The 16,533-nt window shown below is 64.6% G+C and carries 17 protein-coding genes; 10 read left to right on the top strand and 7 right to left on the bottom strand.

Going from position 1 to position 16,533, the window contains the following annotated elements:
- Positions 1-17: 17 nt before the first annotated feature.
- Positions 18-1,112 (bottom strand): hypothetical protein, encoded by a 1,095-nt coding sequence (locus GSQ79_RS16460; protein ID WP_158809768.1) that lies wholly within the window; start codon positions 1,110-1,112, stop codon positions 18-20.
- 234 nt (positions 1,113-1,346) lie between these two features.
- Here GSQ79_RS16460 and GSQ79_RS16465 point away from each other — a divergent pair, with 234 nt between their 5' ends.
- Complete coding sequence (locus tag GSQ79_RS16465) at positions 1,347-1,808, top strand: SgcJ/EcaC family oxidoreductase (protein WP_158809769.1); 462 nt, start codon at positions 1,347-1,349, stop codon at positions 1,806-1,808.
- A gap of 131 nt (positions 1,809-1,939) precedes the next feature.
- On the opposite strand, the gene pyk is transcribed toward GSQ79_RS16465, so the two are convergent.
- Positions 1,940-3,409 (bottom strand): pyruvate kinase, encoded by a 1,470-nt coding sequence (gene pyk / locus GSQ79_RS16470; RefSeq protein WP_158809770.1) that lies wholly within the window; start codon positions 3,407-3,409, stop codon positions 1,940-1,942.
- A gap of 19 nt (positions 3,410-3,428) precedes the next feature.
- A complete protein-coding gene (locus tag GSQ79_RS16475; protein ID WP_158809771.1) occupies positions 3,429-3,866 on the bottom strand; it encodes a DUF1036 domain-containing protein in 438 nt (145 codons plus the stop codon).
- Between the two features lie 175 nt (positions 3,867-4,041).
- Here GSQ79_RS16475 and GSQ79_RS16480 point away from each other — a divergent pair, with 175 nt between their 5' ends.
- The 6 genes from GSQ79_RS16480 to GSQ79_RS16505 all read left to right on the top strand — a co-directional run bounded on the left by GSQ79_RS16480 (position 4,042) and on the right by GSQ79_RS16505 (position 8,874).
- Positions 4,042-4,851, top strand: coding sequence for an N-formylglutamate amidohydrolase (locus tag GSQ79_RS16480; RefSeq protein WP_158809772.1), 810 nt, complete (start codon positions 4,042-4,044; stop codon positions 4,849-4,851).
- A gap of 41 nt (positions 4,852-4,892) precedes the next feature.
- Entirely contained in the window at positions 4,893-5,147 is a 255-nt protein-coding gene (locus GSQ79_RS16485; RefSeq protein ID WP_158809773.1) for a DUF433 domain-containing protein, read from the top strand.
- A gap of 2 nt (positions 5,148-5,149) precedes the next feature.
- Positions 5,150-5,530, top strand: a complete 381-nt coding sequence (locus tag GSQ79_RS16490) for a DUF5615 family PIN-like protein (protein ID WP_246725386.1) — start codon at positions 5,150-5,152, stop codon at positions 5,528-5,530.
- Between the two features lie 102 nt (positions 5,531-5,632).
- The gene (locus GSQ79_RS16495) at positions 5,633-5,887 is read left to right on the top strand and encodes a DUF2312 domain-containing protein (protein WP_158809774.1); all 255 of its coding nucleotides are present in this window, start codon (positions 5,633-5,635) and stop codon (positions 5,885-5,887) included.
- 156 nt (positions 5,888-6,043) lie between these two features.
- The gene (locus GSQ79_RS16500; protein WP_158809775.1) at positions 6,044-7,150 is read left to right on the top strand and encodes an alkene reductase; all 1,107 of its coding nucleotides are present in this window, start codon (positions 6,044-6,046) and stop codon (positions 7,148-7,150) included.
- Positions 7,151-7,257: 107 nt separating this feature from the next.
- Positions 7,258-8,874, top strand: coding sequence for an outer membrane beta-barrel protein (locus GSQ79_RS16505; RefSeq protein ID WP_158809776.1), 1,617 nt, complete (start codon positions 7,258-7,260; stop codon positions 8,872-8,874).
- Between the two features lie 39 nt (positions 8,875-8,913).
- On the opposite strand, the gene galU is transcribed toward GSQ79_RS16505, so the two are convergent.
- Entirely contained in the window at positions 8,914-9,804 is an 891-nt protein-coding gene (gene galU, locus GSQ79_RS16510; RefSeq protein ID WP_158809777.1) for a UTP--glucose-1-phosphate uridylyltransferase GalU, read from the bottom strand.
- Between the two features lie 152 nt (positions 9,805-9,956).
- Between galU and galE the strand changes: the two genes are divergently transcribed.
- Together galE and GSQ79_RS16520 are read left to right on the top strand one after the other, a co-directional pair.
- Entirely contained in the window at positions 9,957-10,949 is a 993-nt protein-coding gene (gene galE / locus GSQ79_RS16515; RefSeq protein WP_158809778.1) for a UDP-glucose 4-epimerase GalE, read from the top strand.
- Positions 10,950-11,019: 70 nt separating this feature from the next.
- On the top strand, positions 11,020-11,253 hold the full coding sequence (locus tag GSQ79_RS16520) for a hypothetical protein (RefSeq protein ID WP_158809779.1): 234 nt from the start codon (positions 11,020-11,022) through the stop codon (positions 11,251-11,253).
- A gap of 338 nt (positions 11,254-11,591) precedes the next feature.
- Here GSQ79_RS16520 and hemH read toward each other — a convergent pair whose 3' ends face one another.
- Entirely contained in the window at positions 11,592-12,671 is a 1,080-nt protein-coding gene (hemH, locus tag GSQ79_RS16525; protein ID WP_158809901.1) for a ferrochelatase, read from the bottom strand.
- A gap of 159 nt (positions 12,672-12,830) precedes the next feature.
- On the opposite strand from hemH, the gene GSQ79_RS16530 reads away from it, so the two are divergent.
- Positions 12,831-14,378: a bifunctional UDP-sugar hydrolase/5'-nucleotidase gene (locus GSQ79_RS16530; RefSeq protein ID WP_158809780.1), complete on the top strand. Its 1,548-nt coding sequence runs from the start codon at positions 12,831-12,833 to the stop codon at positions 14,376-14,378.
- A 30-nt stretch (positions 14,379-14,408) separates the two neighbouring features.
- On the opposite strand, the gene thiD is transcribed toward GSQ79_RS16530, so the two are convergent.
- Both thiD and GSQ79_RS16540 read right to left on the bottom strand, forming a co-directional pair.
- Positions 14,409-15,227, bottom strand: coding sequence for a bifunctional hydroxymethylpyrimidine kinase/phosphomethylpyrimidine kinase (gene thiD / locus GSQ79_RS16535; protein ID WP_246725387.1), 819 nt, complete (start codon positions 15,225-15,227; stop codon positions 14,409-14,411).
- The gene (locus GSQ79_RS16540) at positions 15,224-16,456 is read right to left on the bottom strand and encodes a phenylacetate--CoA ligase family protein (RefSeq protein ID WP_158809781.1); all 1,233 of its coding nucleotides are present in this window, start codon (positions 16,454-16,456) and stop codon (positions 15,224-15,226) included. Before GSQ79_RS16540 ends, thiD begins: the two co-directional genes overlap by 4 nt.
- Positions 16,457-16,533: the final 77 nt, after the last annotated feature.

Here is a 16,533-nt window from a genome sequence, read left to right on the forward strand (position 1 = left end):
CGAACTTGCTCGTCCCGTTAATGAAGCGCGGCTGATCGGGTGCGGCGACGCCTTCGCTTTGGCTGCGCCGGGTCAACGGATGGCGGCACGTCTGCCGTTTCGCCGGCGCCCGCGGTCTCGGTATCTTGAAACACCGGTGGCTTGAACGGCTCGCGCACCTTCAGACCCACTTTATGCGCAGGCGCGTCGTACAGCACGTCATAGAGAAAATACGGGTAGACGCCGGCATTGATGTAGGGCGTCTCTTTCTTGAACCGCATCGTGTACGGCAGGACCAAGACATTGGTGGCGGGCCCTTGCTCACCGACGCGAAACCGGAGCGGCGGTTCGCCCTGAACTTTGAGACTGGCGTCCGTCCCGGGCGGCCAGGCGGCAGGCGGGTCGTCGCCTTCGGTCACGGCCAGCAAGGTAGGGCCGCCCGAGTCGAAACCTACGGTGCCACAGATCTCCTTTTCCAGGTCTTTCGCCCGCAGGCAGCCGAACACGTCGCCCGATTCGAATTTGTTATGGAGTTTAAACTGGGCCTGCGTCGTCGCATCCGGGTTGAGGATAATCCGGCCGGGCTTCGCTTCGTCGGGACGCGGCAGATCCACGATCCATTGTTTGGCGCCGAAAAGTTCAAGCGGATTCGGTAGGTCGCGGTCCGGCGCCGTGAAGCCAATGCCGAGAATCGCGGAAAACCCGTGGGCGGTGGCGCCGTCGCCTCCGATTAGAGAGTCGGTATTCTGCTGCGCGGCGCTGCACGCCGGATGATCGGGGCGACAGCCCATGCCGTCGATGACTTCGATTGGCGTTGTGCCCGAAAGGCTGCCGATCTCGACCTGTTTCGCGATGGCCAGGCCGCGCATCGTGTTGCCCATGGCGAACGTCGCTTCCAAAGGCATGCCCATGAGATCGCCGGGAACCACTGCCGGAAGCACGCGAAGCCCCGTCGAGCCGGTATCGAGCAAAGCCTCGATCGAGCGATCGCCAACCTTGACCCAGACGCTGTAGCGCAGTGCGCCGCTCCGCATGACGGTCTGGTAGATGGGAATCTCAGCCGCTTCAGACTTTGCCGGGTCGGCAGCGACCGCCTGACTGCAAAGCGTCGCGCCAGCCACCGCCATCGCCACGCTTGGCGAGATCCTTCGTATCGACGCCATGAACCGCTCCTCGGCAGAGCCTATGCGAAGATGGTTAACCATCGCTGAAAGCCGGGCCGAGCCTTGCTACAAAGAGAAAACGGCAGCTTTTTCGGTCGTTCGTCGTTGCTCGCGAGATATTGCGCGGCAGCCTGTCGACATTGCCCGCGCAAGATCCGAGAAACGCTGGCGCCCTGGTGGGGCCGCAGCCCCAAGGAGTTCCTGATGAAACACCTGATCGCTCCAGCCTTGCTCGTCCTGGTAATCGGGGCGCCGTCGGCGCGCGCCTCCGACGTGACGGAGGCCGATGTCATGCAGGCCGCAACCGACCTCGGCCATCGCTACGATTCCAACTACGCCGCGAAAGACCCGGATGCGATGGCCGCGCTCTATACGACGGACGGGGTGCTGGTATCGCCGTCCGGTCCGATCGTGCGCGGGCGAGACGCGTTGAAAGCCTATTACGTCAAGCGCTTCGCGTCCGGCGCCAAAGGCCATGCGATCAAGATCGTGGAAGCCCATGTCCAGGGCAATGGCGGTTACGGCCTGGCCTCGTTCTCGGTCACGGTTCCGGAAGCCAATGGCGCGTTTCGCGAGGAGCGCGGCAACATCGTCGCGGTGTATAGCCGCGACGCCGACGGCTGGCACATGCGCCTTGTCGAGCCGAGCGTGCCGCCGACAAAATAAACGCCCGCGGCTCGCGCTTAGAGCGCTTTCCGCTCTGATGGAATCACCAAAGCGATAAGAAATCGCTCTCTTTTTGAGAAGTTGGAGCATTTCCTTGACCACAAAAGTCTGCAACTTTTGTGGAAAATGCCCTAGTCGAGGAGCGGCGTGTCAGGGAGCGGGGCCGAGGAGATCACGTCGTCCTCCCGCTTGAGCAGCGCGATGCGCATCATGTTGGTGCCGCCGCGCTCGCCGAACGGCACGCCGCCAATGATGATGATACGGTCGCCAGCTTCGGCAAAGCCTTCGCTGTCGGCGGTGACGCAGGCGCGGTCCACCATGTCGTCGACGTCCTCGGCATCCTTGGTGACAAGCGGATGCACGCCCCAGACGATCGCCAGCCGCCGCGCCGTCTCGATGTGCGGGGTCAGCGCCAGGATCGGCGGCCCGACGCGCTCGCGGGCGATGCGGAAGGCGGTCGATCCGCTGGAGGTCCAGGCCACCACGGCTTTCAGTTCCAGCGTCTCCGCCATGTCGCGCGCCGCCACCGCGATGGCGTCGGCCGCCGTTGGCTCGGGCTGGGCGCGCTGCGCGTTGATGATGGAGCGGTAGAGCGGGTCGGTCTCGACCTCGCTGGCGATGCGATCCATGAAGGACACCGCCTCGATCGGGTACTTGCCCACCGCGCTTTCGGCCGAGAGCATGATCGCGTCGGCGCCCTCGAACACCGCCTGCGCGACGTCGGAGACCTCGGCGCGGGTCGGCATCGCCGCGTTGATCATCGATTCCAGCATCTGCGTCGCGATGACAACGGGCTTGCCCTGGCGCCGGGCGCGCCGGGTGATCCGCTTCTGGATGCCCGGCACCTTTTCCAGCGGCAGCTCGACCCCGAGATCGCCGCGCGCCACCATCAGGCCGTCGGAGAGCGAGATGATCTCGTCGAGCCGGGTCAGCGCCTGCGGCTTCTCGATCTTCGACATGACGAGGGCGCGGCCGTCGACGATCGCCTTGATCTCGGCGACGTCTTCCGGTCGCTGGACGAAGGAGGCGGCGATCCAGTCGACGCCGATTTCCAGCGCCGCCTCGAGGTCGGAGTGGTCCTTCGGCGTCATCGCGGAGACTGCGATCTCGGTATCCGGTAGGCTGACGCCCTTGCGGTTGGAGATCGAGCCGCCGATGTCGACCACCGCGACGGCGTGCTGCGAATCGGCTTCGACGACGTGGAGGCGGACCTTGCCGTCGTCGATCAGCACGGTGTGGCCCGGCCGCAAGGCGCTGAGGATTTCAGGATGCGGGAGGAACACCCGGTTCTCGTCGCCGGGTTCCGGATTGCTGTCGAGGGTGAAGCGGGCGCCAGGCAGCAGGTCGACAAAGGTCGTGACGAAGGTGCCGATCCGCAGTTTTGGGCCCTGCAGGTCGACGAGCACGCAGGCAGGGCGGTTGAATTGGTCGCCGACCGCGCGGATGGCGGCGACGTGCTTGCGCAGATTGTCGTGGCTGGTGTGGCTCATGTTGACGCGAAACACGTCGACGCCAGCTTGGAACAGTTTTGCGAGCATCCCTTCGGCGGTGGAGGCCGGGCCGAGCGTCGCGACGATCTTGCAGCGGCGGAGGCGTCTCATAGCGTCACACGGGAGAGCGTCAGGGGGTAGGCTGCGGCTGCGCCGGATCTGTCAGCTGAACGGTCCAATTCCGCGAATCCTTCCCTGTGTCGATTTCGAAGAACCCGGTGCGGTCGAAGCCTCTGACGAAGCAATCGTTGCGTCCGTTGATCTTGAACTCCCTGTCGCGCGTGCACATGAAGGCTTTGCCCTTCCATTCGCCGCCGCGTTCGTCCATGGCGTAAGCATAATAGAACTCCGCCGCAAGCGGTCCGCGGACCAGGGTCTCGCAGCCGCTGGCCTTGACGTTCCACCAGCCCTCGCTGACCCAGCCGTCGGCATCGGTGTAGGCGATGGCGATCGACACGCGGTTGCTGGTGTTGTTGCAGAGCCGGAAATCCGCGCGCGCTGTACCCGTCGCAGCCCAGGTTGAGGCGAAGACCACGGCGGCTGCCGCGAGATACGAGGTCTTTGACACGGGTTGATCACTTTCCAACGACAGAGGGCCGCGTTCTCAAAACAAAATGGGCCGCCAGCATGGCAAGCTAGGACTCGAATCGGCACGGGGCCGGCCCGGGTCTTCTAGCGCACGCCCTGGCAGCGAACATGCTTAGCGCAGGCGACCGCAGCAGAACAATGGAGTGGGCAAAGGTATGGCGTCTTCAGCCAAGCAGGACGAGGTTTTGGGCATAGGTCCCGTCGAGCAGATCGCGGGATCGGTGGCGGCGGGCGTGCTGTTTCTCTGCGACCACGCCTCGAACGCGCTGCCGCCGGCCTACGGCACCCTTGGGCTGCCGCGAAGTCAGCTCGAACGCCACATCGGTTACGACATCGGCGCCGCCGCGATGACCCGCCGTCTCGCCGCCCGCTTCGGCGCGCCGGCCGTGCTCACCACCTTCTCGCGGCTGCTCATCGATCCCAATCGCGGGGCCGACGACCCCACGCTGGTGATGCGGCTCTCCGACGGGGCCATCGTGCCGGGCAACGCCCGCATCGACGAGACCGAAATCGATCATCGCCGCCGCACGTTCTGGCAGCCTTATCGCGATGCTGTCCGCGCCACCATCGATGCGATGAGCGCCGCGGGACCGATCCCCGCCATCGTCGCGGTGCATAGTTTCACCCCGAGCTGGAAAGGTGTGCCACGCCCCTGGGCCTTCGGCATCCTCTGGGACAGCGATCCGCGTTTCGCCCTGCCGTTGATCGCGGGGCTCGAGGCGGCCGGCTTCGTCGTCGGTGACAACGAGCCTTACGACGGGGCCCTGGAGGGCGACACGCTCGACTCCGAAGTCACGGCGCGAGGCCTGGCCGGGCTGCTGATCGAGGCGCGGCAGGATCTGGTGGCGACCGCGGAGACCGCCGAAGCGATGGCGGATCGCGTTGCCGACGTGTTGGGACCGATCCTGCTACGGCCGGAGCTGCACGAGCCGGCGTTCCTGCGGTCGCGGACGGGGCGACACTGAGGGGTCGCTATGGTATTTTCGGCGATAGCTGAGAGGCGGCAATGGTCGAACCGAAAGCGATAGAGCGAACCGACGTCACGTGTGACGCGGCGATCCTCGGCGGTACGCCGGTGGTTTCCGGCACGCGGATACCCGCAGCAACGATCGTCGCCTACTTGCAAGACGGATACTCCGCGTCCGAAATTTTCGACGACTTCCCGTCGCTGCCTGTCGATGGCATCGAGGCGGTTGAATCCTGGGCTCATCGAGAATTAGGCCCGATGTGGAGAGCGGCACCGCCAACCAAAAAAGCCTGAGTGTGATCAAGCTTTTGATCGACGAATGTCTGTCGGTCGCGCTCACGCATCTCGCTCGCGATCGAGGTTTTTTTGCCGAACACGTGACGTATATTGGCCTTGGCGGTTACAGCGACTGGACTCTGATGCCGATCATACAGCGCTACGATTTTCTATTCGTCACGAACAACCGTCTCGATTTTCTGAAGCTGCACGGGGCGTTGGATGTCCACAACGGTTTGATCATCATCGTGCCCAACGTTTCGCGGCGCCAGCAAATCGCGCTGTTCGACCGGGCGCTCGACCGTCTCGAGACCTTGCCGGATCTTATCAACAAGGTTCTCGAGATCGAGGGCGATGGGACGATCCGGGTGGCTTTTCTGCCGGCGCCCCCGACGGCCTAAGCGCCTTAGTGTCACTTCTCCGCACACATCCCTTGACGCACGGCGCCGCGCATAGCATGCCCCGACGTTTTCCGGCGCCGGGCGCCTGAGGGGCAGAACCACATGGTCGAAGATATTGCCGACAGCGGCGTTGCCGCCGAGGAGCTGAAGCAGTTCATCGAGCGCATCGAGCGCCTCGAAGAAGAAAAGAAGGCGCTGTCCGACGACATCAAGGAGGTTTTTGGCGAGCTGAAGGGCCGCGGCTTCGACGTCAAGGCAATCCGCCAGATCATCCGCATCCGCAAGCAGGATCATTCCGAGCGGATGGAGTTGGAAGCGATTCTCGAACTCTACATGAATGCGCTGGGCATGACCTGATCGACACCGGGCGCATGTTGCAGCAGAAATGTGACTCTCATCGCGTCGCTCTGCGAACGGCGCCACGACGCGTTACAAATGAAATATCGGCTCCCTATTTAGCTCATGACGACCGCCGCGCCTTACCGCGGGATCGGTCATTTGCAAGGAGCCCGCATGTCGTCTGACGCTCAAAAGCTTTTCACACCGTTTCGCCTCGGGGATCTGGAACTTCCGAATCGGATCGTTATGGCGCCGCTGACGCGGAGCCGCGCGACCCACGGCACCGATGCGCCCAACGCCCTGGTGGCAGACTATTACCGCCAGCGTGCGACTGCGGGGCTGCTGATCAGCGAAGCGACCCAGATCAGCCAGCAGGGCCAGGGCTATATCTGGACGCCGGGCATCTACACGGACGCCCAGATCGCAGGCTGGAGCGACGTCACCAAGGCGGTTCACGACGCCAACGGCCGCATCTTCATTCAGCTCTGGCATGTCGGGCGCATCTCGCACACTTCGCTGCAGCCGAACGGTGGCCAGCCCGTCGGTCCCTCGGCCATTCGCGCAAACGGCAAGACATTTACCGAGTCCGGTCCGGCGGACCTTTCCGAGCCCCGGGCGCTCGAACTGAGCGAAATCCCCGGCATCGTCGGCGACTACGTGAAGGCTGCGGAAAACGCCAAGACGGCCGGTTTCGATGGCGTCGAAATCCATGCAGCCAACGGCTATCTCCTCGAGCAGTTCATCAAGGACGGCACCAACAAGCGGACCGATGCCTATGGCGGCTCGATCGAGAACCGCGTGCGCCTGGTGCTCGAAGTGACGGATGCGATCCTCACGGTGCTGCCGAAAGGCAAGGTCGGCATCCGGCTTTCGCCGGTCAGCCCGTTCAACGACATCAGCGATAGCGCGCCGGAAAAAGTGTATTTCCACCTCGTCGAAGAACTCAGCCGTCGTGGCCTCGCCTATATCCACGTGATCGAGGGCTCGACCGGCGGTCAGCGCGATTTCGCGCCGTTCGACTATGCCGGCCTGCGCAAGGCCTTCGGCGGCGCCTACATGGCAAACAACGGGTATACGCGCGAGCTGGCAGCGGAAACGCTCGACGCGGACAAGGCTGATCTGATCGCCTTCGGCGTGCCCTTCCTGGCTAACCCGGATCTCGTCGAGCGTCTTCGCCGCAATGCGCCGCTGAACAAGCCCGATCAGGCTACGTTCTACGGCGGCGATGCCAAGGGCTACACCGACTATCCCACGCTCGATCAGGCGCAGGCCGCGGAATAGCGATCTCGGCGTTTAAGACGTGCCGTTTCGGCACGCCTGCTAACCGGGAGTTAACCACGATCATCTAGGCTTCTCGATGCGCGAGCGTCCCGCGCGTCGAGGGTCAGGTGCCGTTTCGTTCATCCCGCAGCTTCGCGCTTTGTCTGGCAGCGACCCTCGCGGTCGCCTGCGCCGCTCCGGTGCAAGCTCAGACCGTCGATCTGCGCGGCGGTGACGACGCGACGGGCTCGTCGTTTGCCACCGCGACGTCGCCGGATACGGTGACGCCACAACCCGTCCCACCGTTACCGACCGACGCCGATGCGGCCGCGGCGCCAATAACGCCGGCTGTTCCCGATCCGAATGCGACGAACTACGGCAAGCCCCGGCCGAAGAAGGCCAAGCTTTATCGACCCAATGCCAAGACATCCCCGCCGCTTCCCGCGCTTGTGCCGTATCGCGGTGCGCCGGGTCTGCCCAAAGGCCAGCTGAATCCGCCCGCCGTGGCGAAAGATGCTGTCGACCCCGCACAGCCCGCCCCCACGACCGCCGCGATTCCGCGGCCGGAGCAGCCGCGCAAGCCTGTCGTCGAGGATGATCCGTTCGCGCCGACCGGCGTCGCCGCCGGGCCGCTGCGGTTGTTCCCCTTCGTCGAGACGAGCGGCGGCTACGAAACCAACCCCAACCAGACCACGACATCCGTCAAGGCGTCCTCGGTGCTTCGCGGCGAAGCCGGACTCGACGTCAAATCAGACTTTTCGGCGCACAGCCTCACGGCTTCGCTGCGAGGAGGCTACACCGATTATCCCAGCAATACCGACGCCAGCCGGCCGGACGCCAGCGGCGTCGTCGACGGTCGGATCGATGTGACACGCGACGACAAGATCGATCTGGAAGGACGCTTCAGTCTCGCCACGCAGACGCCGGGCTCACCGCTTCTGGCGGTACCAGGAAGCGTCTTCATCACCAATCGCCCGACCATCGTCTCCGAGGGTGCGACGGTCGGCGCGACGCATACATTCAACCGGCTGTCGCTCGGCCTGCGCAGCACGTTCGATCGCACGGAATACGGCGACGCGACGCAGTCCGATGGCTCGCAGTTTCTCTTCTCGCAGGACAACTACAACGACTACGGCATCATCGGCCGCGCCGCCTACGAACTGACGCCGGCGCTAATTCCCTTTACAGAAGTCGGCTTCGACGCCCGCGTGCGCGACCACACGCTCGATCTCAGCGGCTTCGCCAGAAGCTCCAAAGGCATTACGGCCCGGGTCGGCTCGACCTTCGAATTCAGCCGCCTTCTGACGGGCACCGTAAGCGGCGGCTATGCCGACCGACACTATGACGATCCGCGTTTGGCGGATCTCCGCGGACCGACGTTCGACGCTGCCCTGGTCTATGCCTACTCGCCGATCACCACGGTGACCCTGCGCGGCAGCACGATTCTAGCGGAGACGACGCTGGCGGGCTCGTCGGGCGCCATCACCCGCAGCGTCAGCCTGGAACTCAGTCACGTCTTCTTCCGCAACTTCACGCTCGGGGGCATCGGCACCTATCAGGTCAACCAGTACCAGGGGCTTCCGGTCAACGAGGTTTACACCCAGGGGACGATCAAGGCAGCCTACAGCCTGACCCGTGACGTGCAGATCATCGCCAGCGCGACGCGCCAGCGTCTCGACAGTTCGCTGCAGAACTCGAGCTACAACGACAACATTTTCCTGCTCGGCATGCGGCTGCAGCGTTGACCTCGGACGGCGTGCCTGCGGTCAGGCACGCCGCAGGGATCAGGCGTCCTGCAGGAGCTTCTTGAGCTCACGCTTGAATTCCGTCGCGATTTCCTTGTTGGCCAACGCGAAGGCGACGTTGGCGCTGAGGAAGCCGAGCTTCGAGCCGCAGTCGTAGGTCGTGCCGTCGAAACGGACGCCATGGAAGGACTGGCTGTCGCTCAGCGCCTTCATGCCGTCGGTCAGCTGGATCTCGCCGCCGGCACCCTTTTCGATGCTGCCGAGGATGTCGAAGATTTCCGGGCTGAGCACGTAGCGGCCGGAGATGATGAGGTTCGACGGCGCGGTGCCCTGCGGCGGCTTTTCCACCATGCCGGTGATTTCGAAGGTCGCGCCGTGGTCGGCCCCCACGGAGACGATTCCGTATTTGTGGGTCTCGTCCACCGGCACTTCCTCGACGGCGATGACGTTGCCGCCATGCGTCTCGTAGGCATGGATGCACTGGCTGAGGCAGCGGGTCTTCTGCTTGCCGGAGCCCATCGTAACCATGTCGGGCAGCAACACGGCAAACGGCTCATCGCCGATCAGGTCGCGGGCGCACCAGATCGCGTGGCCGAGCCCGAGGGGCGCCTGCTGGCGGGTGAAGCTGGTCGCGCCGGCTTCCGGAAGCTGCTCAATGAGCGCTTCGAGCTCTTTCGTCTTGCCGCGCTTCTTCAGCGTGTCCTCGAGCTCGTAGGCGATGTCGAAATAATCCTCGATCACCGCCTTGTTGCGCCCGGTCACGAAGATGAAATGCTCGATGCCGGCTTCCCGGGCCTCATCTACCACGTGCTGCAGCACCGGCGCGTCGACGACGGTCAGCATCTCCTTGGGAATGCATTTCGTCGCGGGAAGGAAACGCGTGCCGAGACCGGCGACGGGAAAGATGGCCTTGCGGATCTTGTTGGTCATGTCCTGCCTTGCATCAGACGTTTGAAGCGCCATCGCAGATTATGTCATGCATTGTCCAGCCATGGCGCCAAAAGGCGGTGCTATTTCGCTTCGTAGTTTATCAACGCTTCATCGGGCATTGTCCCTTGGCGCAAAGCGGAAAGAAGGTCGGCATGAGCGTTTTGGTCACAGGCGGCGCCGGCTACATCGGCGGCCACATGGTTCTCGCCCTTCTCGACGCTGGCGAGCAGGTCGTCGTGCTGGACAACCTGTCGACGGGCTTCCGTTGGGCGGTGCCGGCCGAAGCGACCTTCGTCGAAGGCGATTTCGGCGACGAGGCGCTGGTCGCCAAGGTGCTGGCCGAGCATGGCATCGACGCCATCGCGCATTTTGCCGCCAAGATCGTGGTGCCGGAGTCGGTGACCGACCCGCTCGGCTACTATCTGAACAACACCGCCAAGGCGCGGAGCCTGATCGCCTGCGCCGTCGCGGCCAAGATCAGACACTTCATCTTCTCCTCGACCGCAGCCGTCTATGGTGAGCCGTCGCAGAATCCCGTGACCGAGGACGTGCTGCTCGCCCCGATCAATCCCTACGGCCGCTCGAAGCTGATGGTCGAGTGGATGCTGCAGGACACGGTCAAAGCCCACGATCTGTCCGTCGTCGTGCTGCGCTACTTCAACGTCGCCGGTGCCGATCCTCAGGGGCGACTCGGGCAGTCGACGCCCAACGCCACCCATCTGATCAAGATCGCGGTCCAGGCGGCGCTCGGCCATCGCAACGGCATGGACGTGTTCGGCACGGATTACCCGACGCCCGACGGGTCCTGCGTGCGCGACTATATCCAGATCACGGATCTTGTCGCTGCCCACATGCACGCGCTGGCCTACCTCCGCAACGGCGGCGAAAGCCTGACCTGCAACTGCGGCTACGGCCGCGGCCTGAGCGTGCTGGAGATCATCGAGGTGGTGAAAGCGGTGTCAGGGGTGGATTTTCCGGTGCGCCTCGCCGGGCGCCGGGCGGGCGATCCGGCGTCGCTGATCGCCGGCGCCGATCGGGTGCGCGAGGTGTTGGGGTGGCAGCCGAAGTACCAGGATGTCCGGGGAATCGTGACGCAGGCGCTGGATTGGGAGCGGCGGCTGCACAACCGGGGCGCCGCATCTTGAGTTCGGAGGTCCGAATAAATAACATCCCCTGCACCGGGTAGGCCCGGTTCTCGAACAAAGAGGAAGGTCCATGTCGATCCCGATCGATGGTGCCTCTCATCAGGCCGATACCGCACCCGAAACTTCGGAGCAGAAATCGACGCGAATCGCGAGGGAGCGCGTGTTGATCGAAGAAGGTCTGGAGGACGTGCGCCAGGGCCGTATCATCCGTTGGGAAGATTTGGAACCATGGCTCGAGGTCTTGGACAAGGACAGCGAAGCTCCGATCCCATTAAGAGCGGGAATCTCATCGGGCAATCCGTAGGCCCAAATCGGGGCGGGCGGTGTGGCTTGGCGCCTTTCGATTACCCGGAAAGCAGTCCTGGATCTGGCCCAGGTCCGTCGATGGCTTCGGCAGCCGGGAGCTGGAGCAAAAGCCCGCCGGCGTCTGTCGCAAATCCGAGGTGCCATTGCAGATCTTCGTATCCAGCCGATGCTTTGGCCGGTGGGTGATGTCGAAAGCGTTCGCGAACGGCCGTCACTGGATATCGAATCCTTTACACGGTGAAGCCCGACTCCAGCGAGACCACGACGTCTGGTGACATCACTGTCGTGCGCATCTTCGGCCCCGGCCAGGACCGGGGCGAGCTTTAGCGCCGTCCCCTACTGCCAGCCCTGTAACTCACGCTCGACGACGGTGCGGATCACCTTCATGCCCTCTTCCTCGGCGTTGAGACACGGCAGATAAGCATACTGTTCGCCGCCGGCATGGATGAAATACTCGCGGTTCTCGACGTTGAGCTCTTCCAGCGTCTCCAGGCAATCCGCGGAAAAGCCTGGCGCCAGGATCGCCATGCGCTTCACGCCCTTCGCGGCAAGGGCTTTGATCGTCTCGTCGGTATAGGGCTTCAGCCATTCCGCCGCGCCGAAGCGGGACTGAAAGCTCATCTGGAATTTCTCCGCCGACCAGCCGAGTTTTTCGCGCATCAGCCGATAGGTCTTCACGCAATGGCAGTGATAGGGGTCGCCCTTGATCAGATAGGCCTTCGGCACGCCGTGGAACGAGGCGAGGACGACCTCGGGCTCGAAGTCGAGTTTGGCGAGGTCGGCGAGCATCTTGGCGCAGAGCGCGTCGATATAGGCGGGGTCGTCGTGGTAGGGCGGCGACACGCGGATGCTCGGCTGCCAGCGCATCTTCATCAAAGCGCGAAAGGCCTGGTCGCAGGCCGTCGCCGAGGTGGCGCCGGCATATTGCGGATAGAGCGGCACCAGCAGGATGCGGTCGCAGCCCTGGGCGACCAGCGCCTTGAGCCGGTCTTCCACAGCGGGCTTGCCGTAGCGCATCGCCCAGTCGACGCAGATGCGCGGATCCTCGACCAGAGCCGCAAGAGCATCCGATTGCGCGCGCGTGATCGTCTTCAGCGGGCTCTCGTCGCGCTCTCTGTTCCAGATCGACGCGTAATCCTTGCCCTTGCGGCCCGGGCGCGTCGTCAGGATGACGAGGTTCAGGATCGGCCACCACAGCAGGCGGTTGATCTCGATGACGCGGCGGTCCGACAGGAATTCCTTGAGATAGCGCCGCATCGACCAATAGTCGGTTCCCTCGGGGGTGCCGAGGTTCATCAGCAGCACGCCGATGCGGCCGATCCTGACCGGAGGATGGTCCCCGGGAAGCGGCCCGACCGGCACCGATCCGGCCTTGGCGGCCAGCGTCGCGGACGCCGTGGAGGACACGGGAGGCATGGCGTTCATCGAAAGATCCTGTTGCATCGCGAAGTCGGCCGGCGCCGGATGGCCGGGCCTCGTTCCATGCCGGGAAGCGCAGATTGGAATGATTGTAGTGCGTGATCGTAATCGTGTCACGGAGGCGGCGTAACACCCGAGCTCCCAGGAGAGCCGATCTTGACCGCGTTTACACGGCGCCAGACTCTAGCAAGCCTTCTCGCCGGAGGCGCCGCGACGTTTGCGCGCGAGGCTCGCGCCGCGTTCGATGCGCAGCCCGCCGATGCCGTGGCCCGCATGACCTTCGTTCTCGTCAACGACGTCTATGAGATCGATCAGGGTGCCAAAGGACGCGGCGGCTTTCCTCGTCTGGCGGTGATCAAGGCAGAGCGCGCGCAGGCTTCTGCTGCGGGGCGGCGTCTGATCTTCGTCCATGCCGGCGACACGCTGTCGCCGAGCCTGCTGTCGAGCCTCGACCAGGGCGCGCATATGGTCACGCTGTTCGATCAACTCGGGGTCGATGTGTTCGTGCCGGGAAACCACGAGTTCGATTTCGGAGCTGACATCTATCGCACGCGCATGGGCGAAGGTCGGTTCCAGGTGCTCGCCGCCAACATGCGGGATGGCGAGAACCAGCCTTTGCCAGGCCATCATGACGACTGGCGGTTCGCCGTCGGCGGCGTCAGCATCGCGATGATCGGCGCGGCGTTCGACGCCACGGCGAGCCTGTCGCATTCCGACGGCATCCTGTTCGCGCCGACGCCGCAGACCATCCGCGACAAGGCTGGCGCGGCGCGCAAGGACGGGGCAGACTTCGTCGTCGCCGTCGTGCACGCCGACAAGGCGGCAGGCGCCGCGATCATGAACGCCCATGTCGTGGATCTCATCCTTGGCGGCCACAACCACGATCTTCACATCGACTTCGACGGACGCACCGCCTTTGCGGAATCCTCGCAGGACGCGAATTACGTCACCGCGATCGACCTCGACATTGCGGTCACGCTGAAAGACGGCGCCCGGACGGTATCCTGGTGGCCGGAGTTTCGCGTCACCGACACCGCGACGGTGGCGCCGGACCCGGCGATGCTGACTACTGTCCGCGGCTATCAGGCGACGCTCGCCAAGACGCTCGACGTCGACCTCGCCACGCTTGCCGCGCCGCTCGACAGCCGGTCGGAGGCGGTGCGAAGCGGCGAAACCGCGATCGGCGACTTCTTCGCCGATGCCTTGTGCAGCGGCACGGGTGCCGACATCGCGCTGCTGAACGGCGGTGGCATCCGCGGCAACACCACCTATGATGTCGGCACGGTGATCACCCGGCGCACGATCCTGACCGAGCTGCCGTTCGGCAACAAGACGCTGGTCACATCGGTGACCGGCCGAGCGGTGCTCGACGCTCTGGAAAACGGGCTGGCGTTCGCCGAGGGCCCGAGCGGCCGCTTTCCGCAGATCGCCGGCATGCGCATCGTGGCGAGCGCCGCCGCGCCGCGTGGTTCGCGCGTGCGAAGCGTCATGATCGCCGGTGTCCCGCTCGATCCCGCCAGGAGCTACAAAGTGGCGAGCAACGACTTCATGACCCGCGGTGGCGACGGCTACGCGATGTTGGCGGGGTCGACGAAGGTCACCGTGGACAGCGGCGACGCGCTCGTCGCGCAGACGGTGATGGACTATGCGCAGGCGACGAAGACGATCGACGTCAAGGTGGATGGGCGCATGCTTCTGCAGTGACGTCGCGCGCCGCTGCGGTCGGCAGCGATGTCAGGATGTCCGACAGGCGAAAAAATGATCCACCGGGCCAGGACCGGTGCCGACATTGAGCGCGTCGGCGCCCGCCAAGGCCGCGGTCAGATAGGCCTTGGCCTCCCGCACCGCCTCGACGAGCGGCAGGCCTTTGGCGAGGTATGCCGCGATGGCGGACGACAGCGTGCAGCCGGTGCCATGGGTGTTGCGCGTGTCGATCCGTTTGGCCGAAAACCAGGTGAACGCCTCGCCGTCGAACAGGACATCGTCCGATCGATCGGTCGCGCCGTGGCCGCCCTTGATCAGCCAGGCGGCGGCGCCGCCGGCCCGCAAGGTCGCCGCGACCGATTCCATGGCGGCGCGGCTCGGCGTGACCGTGATGTCGCCAAGCCGCGCGGCCTCGGCGAGGTTCGGCGTGACAAGGATCGCGAGCGGAAACAGATGCTGGCGCATCGCCGCGATCACCGCATCGCTTCCGAGCACCGCGCCGGATGTGGCGACGAGGACGGGATCGAGCACGATCGGAACGCCTGGATGCGACGCCAGCACGGCGGCCACGGCTTCGACGATCTCGGGTGACCCGAGCATGCCGATCTTGACCGCGGCAACCTCGATATCGGCGAAGATCATCGCGATCTGCTCACCGACGAAGTCCGGCGGCACCATATGGACGGCGCTGACTCCCAGGGTGTTCTGCGCGGTCAATGCCGTCAGGGCTGCCATGCCGTGGCAGCCGAGTGCGGCGAAGGTTTTGAGGTCGGCCTGGATGCCGGCGCAGCCGCCGGGGTCGGAGCCAGCGATCGACAGAACGTTTGGAATCGGAGGACCGCCGCTCAATTGAGCGGGCGCTCGTCGACGATCACGCCCTCGTCGTCCGGCAGCGACCCCGGCGTCACGAATTCGATCGTTCCGCGTATCTGGGTGATCTTATGCAGGGTTTCGGTCAGGCTCTCGCTCATGCTGGCTTCGTCGCCGCGATGCTCGGCGCGAAGGATCAGCACATCCTGCTCCTTGGCGCGGCGGACGACCAGGCGCAGGCGGCCGAGGTTCGGGTGCCGTCGCGCGATCTCGACGATATGCTCGGAATGAAGGCGCATGCCGCAAAACTCCGCACCCTCGGCGGCATGTTCGACAGGCGCGCGAATGCGGGTATTCGTGCGGCCGCATGCCGACGGATGCGGCAGAATCGCCGAAATCGCGCCGGTGCCGAAGCGAAGCAGGGGATAGTCCGCGTTGAGACGCGTGACGACCATCTCGCCTGCCTCTCCCGGCTCGACGAGCGCGGCGCCGCCCGGGACGACGAGCTCGAGGATCAGGCCTTCGTTTAGGGTAAAACCATCCGGTGTGCCGCTTTCGTAGGCGACGAGCCCGAGCTCGGCCGTCGCGAACGCTCGCGTGACGGCAACGCCGCGCAAATGAAACTCGTTGCGAAGCCCGGCGCCGAGCGGCCCCATCACAAGAGCGTGCTTGATGGACGACACGTCGACCTCGTGTTCTCCGGCATAGTCGAGAAGCGATTTGAGATGCTCGGCCGTGCCGCTGAAGAACCGCGGCTTGATGCGGGCGATCGCCCGGACCTTGACGCTCATCGGCGCGCCGGCGAGCGGCATCACGGGACAACCGAGGGCATAGGCCCCGGATGCCACGATATGGCCTTGCGCACCCCAATCGTAGGAGAAGGCGTTGACGACAACGCTTCCTTTGCGCAGCCCGGCCGCGTAGAGCGCTCGTGCGGCGCCCCACCAGTCTTTTGCCTGGCCTTCGGGCGCGGCCATCAGGCCGTCCCCGACGATGATCTGCTTCATCGCGCCGGGGCGCGTCGCGCAGGTCCCGCCGAATGGTGGCGCGTCGACCTGCAAAGCTTCCAAGTCCCGGCGCCGGACAATCGGAATGCGCGCCAGGTCGGCGCGTGTCGCGAGCATCGCGACGTCGAAACCCTTCAACTGCGCGCGCAGAGCCGGGACGCGCGACTTGGCGACCGTGAGAATATGCCGCAAGTCGCGAAAAAGAATGGATTCACGGGTCTGCGGGACGCGAGTTTCGAGACGGTCGAAAAGATCGGGCATAGCGATCATCGGTAGCGCAGACAACGTTAACAAAGGGCTTCCTACTAAACGACATGTCCGGGCGCGGCGCGAGTCGC

This window comes from Beijerinckia sp. L45 (assembly GCF_009765775.1).
In the GTDB taxonomy this organism is placed as follows: domain Bacteria; phylum Pseudomonadota; class Alphaproteobacteria; order Rhizobiales; family Beijerinckiaceae; genus RH-AL1.